General features: G+C 37.1%; 9 protein-coding genes and 2 pseudogenes. 7 read left to right on the top strand and 4 right to left on the bottom strand.

The genetic code is table 11. The features are described from left to right. Positions 1-291: 291 nt before the first annotated feature. Entirely contained in the window at positions 292-594 is a 303-nt protein-coding gene (locus GQS55_RS13050) for a YkgJ family cysteine cluster protein (RefSeq protein ID WP_159820931.1), read from the top strand. 134 nt (positions 595-728) lie between these two features. Beyond that, a pseudogene (locus GQS55_RS13045) lies at positions 729-1,934 on the top strand (lanthionine synthetase C family protein). Between the two features lie 219 nt (positions 1,935-2,153). Here the strand turns inward: GQS55_RS13045 and GQS55_RS13035 are convergent. Beyond that, positions 2,154-3,236, bottom strand: a complete 1,083-nt coding sequence (locus GQS55_RS13035) for a purine-nucleoside phosphorylase (protein ID WP_159820929.1) — start codon at positions 3,234-3,236, stop codon at positions 2,154-2,156. Between the two features lie 432 nt (positions 3,237-3,668). Here GQS55_RS13035 and GQS55_RS13030 point away from each other — a divergent pair, with 432 nt between their 5' ends. From GQS55_RS13030 to GQS55_RS13020, 3 genes are read left to right on the top strand one after another with little or no spacing between them, the layout of a single operon-like run. After that, on the top strand, positions 3,669-4,826 hold the full coding sequence (locus GQS55_RS13030; protein WP_159820928.1) for an efflux RND transporter periplasmic adaptor subunit: 1,158 nt from the start codon (positions 3,669-3,671) through the stop codon (positions 4,824-4,826). Further along, positions 4,826-6,028 carry an ABC transporter permease gene (locus GQS55_RS13025; protein ID WP_159820927.1) on the top strand — a complete coding sequence of 401 codons (1,203 nt, stop codon included), beginning with the start codon at positions 4,826-4,828 and terminating at the stop codon, positions 6,026-6,028. The genes GQS55_RS13030 and GQS55_RS13025 overlap by 1 nt, the downstream gene beginning before the upstream one ends. Further along, positions 6,025-6,708 carry an ABC transporter ATP-binding protein gene (locus GQS55_RS13020; protein ID WP_159820926.1) on the top strand — a complete coding sequence of 228 codons (684 nt, stop codon included), beginning with the start codon at positions 6,025-6,027 and terminating at the stop codon, positions 6,706-6,708. Before GQS55_RS13025 ends, GQS55_RS13020 begins: the two co-directional genes overlap by 4 nt. 197 nt (positions 6,709-6,905) lie before the next feature. Here GQS55_RS13020 and GQS55_RS13015 read toward each other — a convergent pair whose 3' ends face one another. The 3 genes from GQS55_RS13015 to GQS55_RS20070 form a co-directional block, all read right to left on the bottom strand. After that, positions 6,906-8,630: a sensor histidine kinase gene (locus tag GQS55_RS13015; protein ID WP_236559638.1), complete on the bottom strand. Its 1,725-nt coding sequence runs from the start codon at positions 8,628-8,630 to the stop codon at positions 6,906-6,908. Positions 8,631-8,860: 230 nt separating this feature from the next. Then, positions 8,861-10,465 (bottom strand): sensor domain-containing phosphodiesterase, encoded by a 1,605-nt coding sequence (locus tag GQS55_RS13010; RefSeq protein WP_236559853.1) that lies wholly within the window; start codon positions 10,463-10,465, stop codon positions 8,861-8,863. Positions 10,466-10,503: 38 nt separating this feature from the next. Continuing rightward, a complete protein-coding gene (locus GQS55_RS20070) occupies positions 10,504-11,088 on the bottom strand; it encodes a response regulator (protein ID WP_236559637.1) in 585 nt (194 codons plus the stop codon). 271 nt (positions 11,089-11,359) lie between these two features. Between GQS55_RS20070 and GQS55_RS20065 the strand changes: the two are divergent. Next, positions 11,360-11,485 (top strand): annotated as a pseudogene (locus tag GQS55_RS20065) (transposase); the annotation flags it as partial. 423 nt (positions 11,486-11,908) lie between these two features. Next, on the top strand, positions 11,909-14,848 hold the full coding sequence (locus tag GQS55_RS13005; protein WP_159820925.1) for a UvrD-helicase domain-containing protein: 2,940 nt from the start codon (positions 11,909-11,911) through the stop codon (positions 14,846-14,848). Positions 14,849-14,881: the final 33 nt, after the last annotated feature.

Here is a 14,881-nt window from a genome sequence, read left to right as displayed (position 1 = left end):
TTTATGTATTTCCTTGTAATGTAGTAAAGATAGCAACGTTTTAATAAAAAGCATTATTAATGAATAATTAATGGGCAACTTTTTACTTATATCTTATTTACTTATGTGATGAAAAATAAAAACCTAGATTGAATAGCTTTTATATAAATTATCCGTTTTGTGCAGATATTATAAATAAGTCCCTATGAGAAATAGTTATTACTATAAAATGCTATTTTCATCTGAGTTAAATACATATCGAATATCGACAATTTAAGGTAAAATGTACAATTATTTTATCTGATGATATGTATGACAATTAATATTAAAAATGTATCTACAACGGAAGTCTCTTGTTCAAACTGTAAGGCTTGCTGCTGTCGTTTAGAGGTAATGGTGATAACCGTTACAGGTGTTCCAGACCAACATATTGCTGTTGATAAATGGGGCAGTGAAACTATGTTGCGTTTAGATGATGGTTGGTGCTCTGCATTAGATCGTGAAACGCTTATGTGTTCTATTTATGAAAATCGACCTTTAATTTGTCGAGAATTCGAAATGGGGTCGTATGAATGCAAGGATGAAAGAACAGAGCATATTCTAACGCCCTGTTAATTAATTTAGGTATAAAGTTATTACTCTTATTAATCTACTTGTCACCTCAGCTTGTATATAGCTAAGTAAGTTTATTATTTAAAGCGTGAACATAATAGGTGTATCAATCTTAATCTGACGAAAAGTTATATATAATGCTATTTGATAAAGAACGTCACGAATCTCTCACCAAAACCCCATGGAATATAAGTATTGTACAGGCAGAAATATCTTCTATTATAGATGATATTCAAGCGTCACTATTACCTGATATTTATTGGCCAACGCATCCACTAGATGCTGAAAGCTACTCTAGAAAGGGACCAAAATGGTCTGCATATGCAGGAGCAGCGGGTACAATTCATGGGTTACAGCTTTTAAGGGGATATGGTTACAACGTCAATGACTTGTCTGAATTAATAGAAGATATTTACCTGTTATTTTTGAAAAAACCTGATGTTTCAGTAGAGCCAGGTTTACAAATAGGTGAACTCGGCATATTGATGCCTGCAATTTTAGCAAAACCTAATGACGTAAAATTATCAAAACTCGTTATGCGATGTATGGAAGACACCATTAATTTGCCTTTGTATGAAATAACGTCAGGGCAAAGTGGGATGATGCATGCTGCCTTAGCGCTTTATCGAAAATCAGGTGAACAGCATTGGAAAGATTTTTTTATTAAAGGCGCTAAGTCATTAATGGATAATTGGACACATGATACCAATACAGGTGAATGGCTTTGGCAAAGCCAAGTCTTTGGGCCTAAACGTCATTATTATGGTGCTTGTCATGGTGTAGCTGGTAATGCCAATATTCTTATACAAGGCGCAGAATTATTACCTGAAGGTTACACTGAAATGATAATTAAGCGTACGGTTACTACGTTAAATATTTCAGCGAAACAAAAAAATAATGTCACAAATTGGGCGCTTTGTACTAAACCTGACATTGATAAATTACTTGTTCAATGGTGTCACGGAGCAGCAGGTATTGTTACCGCAATGGCAAGAACACCAGTCATTGATTCACTTGAGTCCATATTGCTTGATGATTTGCTAGATAAAACAGCTGAGCTAGTTTGGTAAGCAGGGCCTCTCGCAAAAGGTTCTAGTATTTGCCATGGGACATCTGGTAACGGTTACGCTTTTTTATATATGTACCAAAGAACAGGGAAGCCAGTATGGCTTGATAGAGCAAGAAAATTTGCAAAGCATGCTATTGAACAGTGCCAGAGAGCACTTTCTAACTACGTGCAAGGCCGATTTACCTTATGGACTGGAGATGCAGGACTTGCAATATACTTGTATCATTGTATTTATCCTGAAAAAGCGGCTATACCAGGCTTAGATTTATTTTAGATAAAACGGATTTATACCATTTCAATTAAGTTTGTGAGCTTGTTGTGCGAAGGAAAAATAGATCAAGGTAAGGCGCTTGATTGAGTAATAGCGGGTTATTATGATTGAAAGCAACGTAACCTTGGCTTATTTTAACCAGCACAAGTGGGCAATAATTTAATAGAATTGGTATTACTTGTAACGAAAGTGAAGGTTTTTCACTTTCGTTACAACCAACGATTATTTTACTTGGTAAGGTAGGGCGTTTTCATATTTGTCCCAATTGTTAATTATTTCTTGCACAACCGTATTTCCAACCACATACGCTGCATTTAGTGCTGGAAAACCACCATCAGGATAAGGCGCTGTAATACTCCAACTCGTCTCTTTATCTGCCGGTGCCATTGTGTAATTACTGACCGTTCTTAACACCATAACTCTATTTGGATCAACTTTATCGATACGCGCTAAGCGCATTAAAGAGGTCATCGTACCCGAATCTTCCATATTACTGGTCATGAAATTAGCTGACTCACCACCGTACAGTTTTAACCAATCATTCGCCCATTGATTTAGGTATTTACCATGCCAATATTTACTGGCACTTAAGGTATCACCGATCGTAACAAATGGCGGTTTTTGTGCATTAGGATAAGTTTTGTATAAGGCTCTAAACTTTTTAATAGCGGGTGAATCATCAATTTTCACATCTTTTGTTTGAGTATAAGCCCAATCAGCTAATTGACTATTTAAATCAAAAGAAACGGTATCTAAAGACCAGCCTGTTGATATATCTTCTGGTTTTTCAGCTGGCGCTTTTGCACCAAGCGGAATAATGCCATAAGGCCATGACGCGGGTATTTCTCGGGCATCTACTTGATAAATAAGATCACCATCTACAATATGTTTAGCCCAAGCCGCGCTTGCTAATGATACATCTTGAGGATCGCCACCAGCGATACCCGTAATTAACCAATACGATTTACTTAAATCAAAGCGAGGATCAAGGCCAAGGGCCATAATTGAAGCTGTTGCATTAGGAATACCACCACCAACACAAATAACTAATACACCTTCTTTATTAAGATATAAATCATACATGCCTAAAGGGAAATCTAATTTAGTAGAAAAATCTCCTCGCTCTAACCATAGTTGCAATTCACCCGGCTCATCTCCCATTGCTTCACCATCTTCAAACATGGTCACGACTACGGTTTTAATGGGAATAATTTCTGTAGAAGCAGCATTAGCAATTTGGTTACTAAAGACACTTAAAGATAACAATACAAAAAATGCCTTGCTAGCATATTTTAAATACGACATATGTAAATTCACCCAGCTTGTTTATTAAAAGTTGACTATAGTGTCAGCAAATATCGTGCCTATCTTTTTTTGCTAATAATACCAGCAAATTTATAGCGAATAACGCCTTTCAAGGCTATGTAATATGTGTTCTTATTTAAATACTATAGAGTGAATAAATTTGTATTAAATTTGTATTAACTTTTTATTTTGTACCAATAGGTAGCAAATCAAAGCACTTATTTAGTGCAACTTTTATTTAGTGCAATTCTGATTGTTAGTGCAGGTACAAGCGGTGATAAATAATAATGATAGGAGTGAAGAGAATTATAAAATTATTAACTCGGTTTAATATAAGATGAACTCAGGTTATTTAGATAGTAAGTTTGAGAATATTGCTTTAACTTATTATAATTACCATCAATTCAAATAAGTAGGAAGTTACTTTTAGCTATGCGTAAATATCAAAAACCATTTTTGATCATCTGCTGTATGCTCGCCATAGTATTTATTGCTAAGTATGCCTACGAACAAAGTAGCGCGCCATTAACTGTTGATGTTTTTCAAGTGAATGCCGATGAAGCTGAATTAGTGTTAGCGGTAGTCGGGCGCGTTCGAACGAAAGATGTCGTGAATGTTCGAGTAGAATTTCCGGGTAAAATTATTACTTTGTTAGCGGATGAAGGCGATAAAGTAAAAAGCGGACAAATCATTGCAGAATTGCGCTCTGCATCACAGCAAACCGCACTTGCCGAGGCTGAAGCTAATCTACACACACTTGAGGCGCAGCTACAATTTGCTCAGCAAGACTTTAGCCGTATTACTGAGTTATCAAAAAAAGGCTTAGTTGCTAATTTATTACTTGATCAATCACGCACTAACCTTGCTACCGCTAAATCAAAATTAATGGCCGCGAAAGAAGCGCGTAATCAGGCCGTTATTCGTGTTAATGATTACCTTATAAAAAGTCCGCTTGATGGTATTGTGCTGTATCGCCCGATAGATCAAGGGCAAGTTGTGAGTGTTAGTGACACGCTTTTTCAAATAGGCTCGCTTGGTCCCGTTGAAATTGAAGCCGAAATTGATGAAGTTTATGCGTCAGATCTCTCATTACACATGCAAGCCTTAGTGGCTCCTACGGGTAAGCAGAAAATTGAAAACGGTTTTATTTCTGAAATATCGCCAAGAGTGAATCCGCTAAATGGCTCAAGACTTACGCGCATCATGTTAGATAAAGCGAATGCTGACTTTGTGCCTGGGCGTTCAATTGATGTAAATATTTTAGTAAAATCCTTTGATAAAGTGTTAAGTGTGCCAAGAAGTGCCCTGAGAAAACAAGGAAAGACTTGGCTTGTTTACACGATTGTTGATCAAAAAGTTAAACCTACAGTTGTCACGTTTATTGACTGGCCTGGAAGTTCGGTGGTATTAAAATCAGGGCTAGATTCGAACGCCTTAGTTGTGCTTGATGCGACTATTGCGGCTCAAGCGTTAGCTGAAAACAAGCGTGTTACTCCTCGTAAAACTATCTCTAGTAAAAACAGTTCAGGTAAAACGAGTCTTGTTGATGCTAATGCAGCACAAATGCATGTTAGTAAAGAGAATCATTAATGCCATTTTCATTGCTAGTCGCATGGCGTTATATTACCGCCAATAGCCTACAAACCCTATTACTGGTGCTTGGTGTGTCGCTTAGCGTTGTGGTATTCGTGTTTATTACTGCATTAATTAACGGTTTAAGTATTTTTTTAACACAAGAAACCACCAGTAAAATTGCCCACATAGAACTAGAGCCTGCAAATAAAATAGCGAGAGTATTAACCAACGACAATCGCTTTGTGGCGCAACCTGTCTCTACTTTACAACGAAAACAAATACGAAACTGGCAGCAAGTTATTGATATTGCACAATCAACGCCGGGCGTGAGTGTGATCAGCCCAATTGTTGATGGCAATGCGTTCTTGGTTCGCGGTGAGGCAACTAAACCAATCGCTATTCAAGGCATTGAACCGAGTAAGGTTGATGCAATTACTAACATTAGCCGTTATATAATAAAAGGGACTGCTGAGTTAACTACGGGCGGTTTAATCATTGGTGCTGATTTAGCCGATGAATTAGGGCTATTTGTTGGTACACCGGTATTGTTGAAGTCGGAACGTGGTCCAGAACGTTTGTTGCCTATTACGGGAATTTTTAGAGTGAATTTAGCCAGTTTAGATCAACGAGTTGGTTTTTTATCAATTAATGTCGCAAGGCCATTATTCGAGTTGCCAGATGGCATCACGTCATTAGGGTTAAAAGTGGATAATCCTGCTGGCGCACCAGCGATTGCAATGGTATTACAAAATTCTACACAGTTAAAATCGACCCCTTGGCAAGAAAAGAACAAGAGCTTACAAGACGCTACCGATGCGCAGGGACGCACAGGTAATTTCATACAAGGCTTTGCATTGCTAGCCATTATTATCTCTATTTCTAGTGCCCTTTTATTATCGACTTATCGCCGCCGCGCCGAAATTGGTATTATGCGGGCAACGGGAATATCTCGACAATTTGTCGCTACTGTATTTATTTTACAAGGTGTTTTTATCGGCGCGCTAGGCGCTTTTTTAGGCGCAGCGGCAGGCTATCAATTATGCGTTCAATTAGCTTCTATTACTAAGGCTGATGGCAGTGCAATGTTACCAATAGCGCCAAGTGAGGGCAGTTATATGTTAGTCATAATATTGACCATTGTTGGCTCTGCTTTGGCTGCTGTATTACCTGCAAGATCCGCGTCTGCGGTAGATCCTGTTGAGGCCATTCAACAATGACAAATACACTGCTGCTCGCGAACAATATTATAAAAACCTTTCGCAATGGTGAGCACGAAACCTGTGTGCTTAAGGGCATTAATTTATCTATCCCGCACGGAAAAATGATGGCATTGCAGGGCGCTTCTGGCTCAGGAAAGTCAACATTACTTAATATTCTTGGTTTGTTAATGCGGCCAACATCAGGCGAGTTAATGCTGTTAGATCATTCATTAACAGATTTATCTGATGCACAGCTGTCTACTTATCGTAATCAACACCTTGGTTTTGTTTTCCAATATCACAATTTATTACCTGATTTTACCGCGTTAGAAAATGTCGCTTTTCCTGCAGCAGCGCCAACAGGGCGGCTAACCAGTGAGATTAAAAAACGTGCTTTATTATTACTTGATAAAGTTGGTCTGAGCGACCGTAGTCATTTTTTGGCAAGTCAATTATCGGGAGGACAAAAACAACGTGTCGCTATTGCCCGATCGCTGATAAATAACCCCAAACTTGTTTTTGCCGATGAACCCACGGGTAATTTAGATCAAGACACAGCAAAGCAAGTGATGACTTTACTTCGTGATATAAACCAAACAGATAACACCACGTTTTTAATTTCTACCCATGACAACAACGTCGCCGCAAACTGTGATGATATTGTACGAATAGTGGATGGTAAAATAGCAGGCATATAATTGGCGCGTTGTGCTTATTAGTTAGTCTTTAGAAAAGCTTTAGTTAAAAATGAGTTAAACATTCGTTAATCTGAGTTATCCCCCAGCTTTACGCAAACCAGATAATTGAAGAATATTAAATTTTTACTTAGCAAACTGAGCAAAACGAGTACGTTTTTATAAAAATATTTATATTTACACTGGGAGCACTGTTATTTCTAATCATGGCTATTGCTAATTTCTGGAACTTTCGACTTGACTGGAAGTAAAACTGTAAATTGAGTGGTAAATTTATCTCGACCATTTTGATCAGAAATAAAACTTAGCTTGCCAGCCAATATTTTGGTTACCCATTGATTAACCATATATAAACCCAGACCAATATTACCCTTACCTCTACCGCTAGTAACAAAGGGGTCAAATAGATTATTTTGCATGACTAATGGAATACCTGAGCCATTGTCTGAAACTGTAATGGATATTTGATTTACGTCTAGCCTACGTGCTTTTATTTCAATGATACCTGGTTGGCCTGGAATAAAACCGTGGTTTAAACTATTTACGATCAAATTCTCTAGCACTTGAGAAATAATACCGGGACGACTCACTAATGCTAAGTTTGCTTCAATATCTTCAACAAGGTCAACTTTACTCTTTTTAAATAAGGGCCGTAAACTCGTAACCAAATCGCTGACAACGTCATCTAGCCGGCACTCAACATAATCTTCATTTACACGGTCAATTGCTAAGCGCTTAAAGTGTTTTATGTGATTAACAGCTTTATCTAAATTCACGGTAGCGAGATGTAGGCTGCTGTGCATTAAGTCAATGGCTTCGCTAAACTGGCTTTTTGATAAGCCCTCTTGCATTGCTTTTTTTAAGTTGTTGTTGGTGTTGTCAGCATTGGATACACAGATAATTGCCCCGCCAATAGGCGTGTTAAGTTCATGGGCAATACCTGCAACCATTAACCCTAAAGACGATAATTTATTGGCTTCAACTAACTCGTCCTGCAATAGTTGCTGTCTGGCAATATTTTTAGTTAATGAGTCGTTAACGCGTTTTAGGTCTTGTTGCTCGCTACTCAGTTTGAAAGAAAGTTCAATTAGCTTGTTCTGATAACGATGGCCTCGCCAGATGATCAGTAAACTAGAAATCGCCAAACTCAAAAAAAGTATGAATGCGAAAAATAAAGACTGGGTACGTGCCTGCGACAAAAACCTTTGATTACTGTTTGTATACAATAACAATTGATTGGTATCAACACCTGTCTGTCCCCCTAAAAAAGTTGCTAAAGGAATAAAGCTACTGAGTACGTTATCAGAAATATATTCGCCGCCATCAGAGTGTTGGTTTTGGTAGTGCCAAAAATCGGGTGATTCAGCTTTTAAATTTAACTGTGGCTGATCTAACATAAAACCCCATTCCTTAATGGGTTTTGAGTTTAATAACCAATATCCTTCACGACTTGCAATGTAAATTTGAGCCTCAGGAATACTATGATCCCTAATGGTTGTCAGTAAGCTATCGAGTCGATAATTGACGATGAGCAAGCCAGATATTAAATGTGTCTCTGACGATGTTTGCAGAGTACCTCTGATACTAGGCTCAAAGGGAGTTACTATCTCACCGTGCTCAACATTCAAGTCAATAGGAGAAAAATAAACTTTGGGTGCGGCGACTTGTATTCCTTGGTTAAAATAATAGCGTGTTTTTTTGTTTTGTAGACTTGTTTCTTGCGAGACTACAGCATCACCAGCAGTAAAGTCTACGCGGACGACTTCTTGTCCGCTGCCATCAAGCCACCTAATTTGCGCAATTCTAGTTGAGGCTTTGCCAAATTTAATGAAATAATCCTGAACTTTTTTCTGTGTTGTAAGCGATAACCCTTGAAACTGTCTATTTCCATCATTTTCGCGGGAAAGAGCGTGACCACTTGCCAATAAAGTTAATAAATTTCCTAAACCGCCCAATTCACGGTTAAATAGATTGGTCGTGATAAACAGTTTCTGATCTTGATTTTTTTTATTTCATCTACTTTGTTGTTATAAATAATCAAGTAGGCCAGCCACCCTAGTAATACCGAAAATATCAACATCAACCCCGACCTCATCAATATATGATGTTTTTGTATGGCTAGATCAGTATTAATTAAAGGCATAAGTAGTGCGCTCTATAATTTGTTAAATGCAGTTAACCATTTGATTAAATCATTGATGGGTAAGGGCTTAGAAAATAAATAACCTTGGGCTGTGTCACAGCCTGCATCGCTAAGCCACTGCTTTTGATATTCAGTTTCAATACCTTCGGCTACTATGCTGAAATTGAATTGTTTACCTAATTTCAAAATCATATTGATGACATGTTCACTGTTTTTATCGGTTTCTAATTTACTAACAAAACTGCGGTCGATTTTTATGCAATGTGCGGTAATGTTGGATAAATGCGCAAGAGATGAATAACCCGTACCAAAATCATCAAGACTTATTTTCATACCCAAGGCCACAAAACGTTGCAGACATAGTTGGATGCGATCGTAATCTGAAATAGCCTGAGTTTCTGTGACTTCTAGCTCTAATAACTCAACGGGGAAGCCATAGCGATTAATGCAACTCGAGATAAAGTTGAAATAATCTGGGTGTAACAAGTCAAAAGAAGACGCGTTAAAAGCGACAGGGATTTGGTAGCCTAAATCAACCAAAATTTTTAATGCTTCCATGGTTTTTTCGAATATCAGGCAATCAAGCTTAATAATCAATCCGGCGGCTTCTGCAATAGCGATGAATTCATCGGGTGGAATAAAACTGCCATCATCACGTTGCCAACGGGCTAAAGATTCAAAACCAACAACTTTTCCTGTGGACAAGCTCACTTTAGGTTGCAGCATAACGCTCAACTTACGTTCACGAATAGTGTGACGTAACTCTCCCATTAAGCTATAACGACGATTTATTAAGTCGGTTTCTTGCTGTGAATGTTGTATATAAACGATATTGTTTAGAGAGGCCTGTTTGAGCTCCGACTCTGCCATACTGATTATTTTGATGGCTGACCTTTGCTCAAGTGTTTCGAGTTGCATGTCTAGTAAAGTAAATGAGGATACATGCGCTACACCATCAACTTCAATTTCGTTATAGGTCAGTTTATTAATTATTTCAGGCGATAATTCAAAATTAGCATCGAGTAAAATAGAAAATTGTTTATGACTTGACAGTGTTATTTGTGAGCTAGGTGGCAAAAGTTGACGTAAAGTTTGATAAATATAGCTTAATACGTTCTGAGTAAATTCATAGCCAAAAGTGAACTTCATTTCATCAAAATGTTTTACTTCAAGCATTAATAAGCGGGTTTGTCTCCATTCAAAACCACTCATATTTTTAAGTTCTTTTTTTAACCAATTACGGTTGGGGATATTAAGATCAATATGGGTATAGGCAAGTTCAGTCACACGGTTAAGTAACGCTATATTCGTAAAGCCACTACTGATGTTTTCACTAAACACTTTAAGCAAATTGATATTTTCATCTGTTAAGGGCTTAGACGATTTCACTACAATTAAGTAGCATTTTTCGTTTATATCTTTAGTTTCAAAATAAAGGACTGAATGTAGTCGGTCGATAACATGCTGCTTTTCGTTTAGCGCAAGTTGTACATCTGAAAAAATATTACCGAGATTATCATCTGAAAGTTTGAGTCCTTCCAGTTTTGAAAAACTCCCGGTTGCTGTTAGCACCTGAGCATTTTCGATAGGATCTATACTATTACCAATACAGAATATACCGCCTGAATTCAGGCCAATAATATTACCAATTTCAGCTAATACGGTGCGGGTAAAGTAGCAAGGTCATAACGACTGTTAATAGTTCGAGCCGCATCTAACACAACTTTCAAACCTTGTCTGGCGTCTGCAAGCTCAGATATATAATTCCACGTCCGCATGTTGCTAGAAACTATCGAATGCAGTTTATTCAGTTTTAAATCGGCTTTATTCCAATATTCATCTATGTCTAAGGCGCTCATTACTTCTTTTTCAGGGGCAAATCCTGGTTGGCCTGTTACCAATACAATTCTCACTAACGCGTTTCCAAGCTCTTCTCTAATGGTACTGACTAAACGCAGGCCAGTATCGTCATCCTCCATTACCACATCTAATAAAATAAGACCGATGTCTTTATGTGCACTTAGAACATTTGACGCTTCAAAAGCAGAATTAGCGGTGAGTATCTTCAGTTGAATATTATTAGGTAAAATCAATGCTTCCAAGCTGGAAACTAGAGCGTTTTGGTAGTCTAAGTCATCTTCAACACTTAGTACTTTCCAAACTTTACTAAGTTGCTCGGAATCTTTTTGACTTTTATCTTTTTCTTCTAAAAATACGAATGAATAAGTAGATTTAACCAATATAACCTCCTGTTATTTATTGATAATTATTACCATCTAAGCGTGTGAGTTATGGTTCGTTAACATTATATCGAACGATAAGTAACCATTAGTAGTATTTTTAGTACCTAATCCACCTATTGTCAATATTTCACCCTTAAGTTTATTCTATAATCAAACTTATATTTTTTTGTTAATATGTTTAATGATCACAAAGGATATTAAAGTTACCATTTATAGTTTTTCTCGTTTAAATATAAATGATGTGTTTATAATTTTATTGAAAAAAAGCCGATTCTGGGAAGGGAGGTTTAAGTCGCTAGCACTGCTTGATAAAAAAGCGGTTCTGGTCTGTATAGCCTGTTTAGAGTTAAGTCCGATTAGGGCTAAAATGGCAGGTTTAGTACAAACCGCACAATAAACCTCTATTTTTTCGGTAAATATCACACTTATCCATTTATGGTAATGCTGCCGGCAAAATTTGTAGCTAATAACATCCTTCAGGGCTATAAAATAGGGGGCTTGTATTTGAGTAGTAAAGTTTAAATAATTTACAGTGATTTTCTTTTATACTAATAATTAGCAAATGTTTGCATCAATTAAGTGCTGTTTCTATTTTTAGTGCCGGTTTAGTGCCGGTTTAGTACAGGTTTAGTACAGGTTCAGTGCAAGTACTAATGCAAATTATCGTACATCATTCCCGAACATTTCTATTCTTATTTATTCTTTGATATTGTTTTCTATCGTTTTTATCACTTCATTTTTTACCTGAACATCGTACTAATGGTAGAATATTCACTCTCCTGATTTTTCTATTTTCCCTATTTGGATTTTGCTGTAAATGAAATGTATTTCTTCGAGTTTTTTGGGGCGTTTTATTGGTACCCCAACAATAATAAAATTAAGTGATAGTGGGTTAGATATTGAAGTTGAAAATGATTTTAGTCATGTTTCATGGGAAGATCTGCTAGCGCCACCACTATTTCAAATAAGTTTTTTTGGACAAATCCTTTCATTTAAAACAAAAAATAAAAATTATGTTTTTACAATGCTTACGTATAACAGTAAACGAATGCAAAAGAGTAATTGCGAACAATTTTGGGCATCGGCCAATATTAACCGTGTTGATACCTTATTAATAAAAATAAAAAAGATCACGACTAATCGATACTTACGACATTCAAATGTTGAACGTATTCGATTAGCTGTTAATCAGGAGTATAAACGTTGGCTTCCTTGGCTTAAATCAGTTAAATCAAGTAAATCAGTTAAGTCAAAAAAAGCACTGGCTATTTTCTCTGAGAAACTTCAGCGATTATCTTATTACCAAAATTGGCAAGAGCAGGAAATAAATGATTGTCGTGAACACTATATAAATAAACAGCTTCATGAACATCAAGCGTTTTTTGAAAAGGTTGAATCGAACCCTTTAACCCTCAAACAGCGCAGAGCCTGTATTATCGACAATGATAACAACTTGTTACTCGCTGGCGCAGGGACAGGAAAAACAAGTGTAATGGTGGGCAGAACAGGTTATTTAATCAATAGCCTGAAGGCGAATCATAGTGACATATTATTGTTAGCCTACGGTCGTAAAGCTGCGGATGAAATGGATGAACGGATAAAAGATAAGCTGCAAACTGATAAAGTAAAAGCAACAACCTTTCATAGTTTAGGGCTTAATATTATCGCGCAAGTTGAAGGGGGAAAACCAAGTTTATCGTTATTTGCTGAAGACGAAAAAGCAAAATCTAAATGGATACAAGCCTGCTTTGAAACGTTGATTTGTGAAAATGCCCAGTATCGCGCGCTTATTCTTGTCTATTTTAGTAAATATTATTACGTTGAGAAAAATGATTTTCACTTCAAAAGTTTAGGTGAACGCCACCAGTATTATAATGACAATGATATTCGCACCTTGAAAGATGAAAAGGTTAAAAGTTTTGGCGAACTTTATATTGCAAACTGGTTGTTTTCTAACGGGATAAAATATCACTATGAAGCAAAATATGCCCATAATGTTACTACAGTTGAGCGCAAACAATATCAGCCAGACTTCTTCCTTCCTGAGCTAAACATATATATTGAATATTACGGGATAGACGAAAACGGAGAGACTGCTCCCTATATAAACAAAGATGAATACCATGAAAGTATTCAATGGAAACAAAACACCCATCGTGAATATGGCACTCATTGTCTTGAATTTACCTATGCCCATCACAAGCAGGGTAAGTTACTTAGCTACCTAGAAAATTCCCTAAATGAGCTGAAAATTCAATTTAAACCGTTAACTGAAGAACAAATGCTCACAACACTACATGAAAGTGGCAGAATATCAGCGCTTGCTAAAATCTTTACTCAGCTTGTAGGGCTCTACAAAGCGGCCTGTCTAGACAGTCGCTTAGAACATGAGATTATCGCTAATGCTACAGATCCAAAACAAACAGAACAAGCATTAAAGCTGCTCAAACCCATTTTAACCGCTTATGAAAACCACCTAAAATCCCATAATGACATTGACTTTGAAGACATGGTAAACAAAGCGATAAAGTATGTTCAGGCAGGAAAGTTTCAATCGCCTTGGCGTTACATCATGGTAGATGAGTTTCAAGATATATCAGAGCCTAGAGCACGTTTAGTAAAAGCGTTGCGTGACAACAAAGAATGTTCTGTTTTTGCGGTAGGGGATGATTGGCAGGCCATTTATCGATTTAGTGGCGCTGATTTATCGTTAACCACGCAATTTGCACAATATTTTGGGGCAACAACTCAGTCAGTGTTAGATCAAACGTTTCGGTTTAATAACCAAATAGGTAAAGTAGCCACAGATTTTATCAGTAAAAATCCGGTACAAATTCCTAAAGTGATTAAGTCTTTAAAGCAAGTTAAAGCACCTGCGGTTTCGCTACTCAAAAGAGATAGCAGTCAAACCAATTCGCACAAAACGGGTATTGTTGATGAAATGGCAAATGGTGCTATTGACGATATTTTAACGGCTATTTCCTCTAAAACATGCAAACCCGTTAACATTTTTTTATTAGCTCGATTTTGGTTTCTATTACCCAACCAAACTGACATTAATCGATTAAACAACCGATACCCGCTACTAACGATTGAATCTCAATCTTTTCATGCATCTAAAGGCAAAGAAGCTGATTATGTAATTATTATGGGATTAAAAAAGGGGATACACGGTTTTCCTTCTGAAAAAGTAACGCCGCCATTGCTTGATGCATTACTTGCGAAAAAAGAAGCGTTTAAATATGCAGAAGAAAGGCGATTATTCTATGTAGCGCTAACTCGAGCCAAAGACAGAGCCTATATTATTGCAGACATGGCAGATGCCAGCAGCTTTGTTAAAGAACTTGTTGATGAGCATAACATTGAATGCAATGAATTTGACGCGACAGTGAGTCAGTCATTTGTAGGCGACATAAATTGTTTGGTTTGTGAAACCGGTATACTAAAAAAACGAACAGGACAATATGGTGCATTTTTTTCCTGCTCACACTTTCCTCGTTGTGATCATAAAGAAAAGTCTTGTACCCAATGTGAAAGCCCTATGACAAGAAAACGCCACTCAGGCTTTAAATCTTGCCTAAATGAGGCATGCAAAACTCTGATACCAACCTGCGCTAAATGTAATGCAGAAATGGTTTTACGTTCAAGTAAAAAGGGTGAGTTTTGGGGATGTCGAAATTATAAAGGCAATGAACCGATGAGCTGTAAAGGCAGTGTAGACCAATCAAAAATAAACTGGCCTGATTTAGTCACATAAAGTGCAATGAATAACTGTAACGGCTTACTTCAT

The sequence above is a fragment of the Colwellia sp. 20A7 genome (genome assembly GCF_009832865.1).
Classification (GTDB): Bacteria; Pseudomonadota; Gammaproteobacteria; order Enterobacterales; family Alteromonadaceae; genus Colwellia.
Note: the sequence above shows the minus strand (reverse complement) of the source record. Positions and strands in the feature narration are given on the sequence as shown.

Coding starts and splice junctions, on each gene's coding strand:
- GQS55_RS13050 (WP_159820931.1), top strand. CDS start 292: ATGACAATTAATATTAAAAATGTATCTACAACGGAAGTCTCTTGTTCA.
- GQS55_RS13035 (WP_159820929.1), bottom strand. CDS start 3,236: ATGTCGTATTTAAAATATGCTAGCAAGGCATTTTTTGTATTGTTATCT.
- GQS55_RS13030 (WP_159820928.1), top strand. CDS start 3,669: ATGCGTAAATATCAAAAACCATTTTTGATCATCTGCTGTATGCTCGCC.
- GQS55_RS13025 (WP_159820927.1), top strand. CDS start 4,826: ATGCCATTTTCATTGCTAGTCGCATGGCGTTATATTACCGCCAATAGC.
- GQS55_RS13020 (WP_159820926.1), top strand. CDS start 6,025: ATGACAAATACACTGCTGCTCGCGAACAATATTATAAAAACCTTTCGC.
- GQS55_RS13005 (WP_159820925.1), top strand. CDS start 11,909: ATGAAATGTATTTCTTCGAGTTTTTTGGGGCGTTTTATTGGTACCCCA.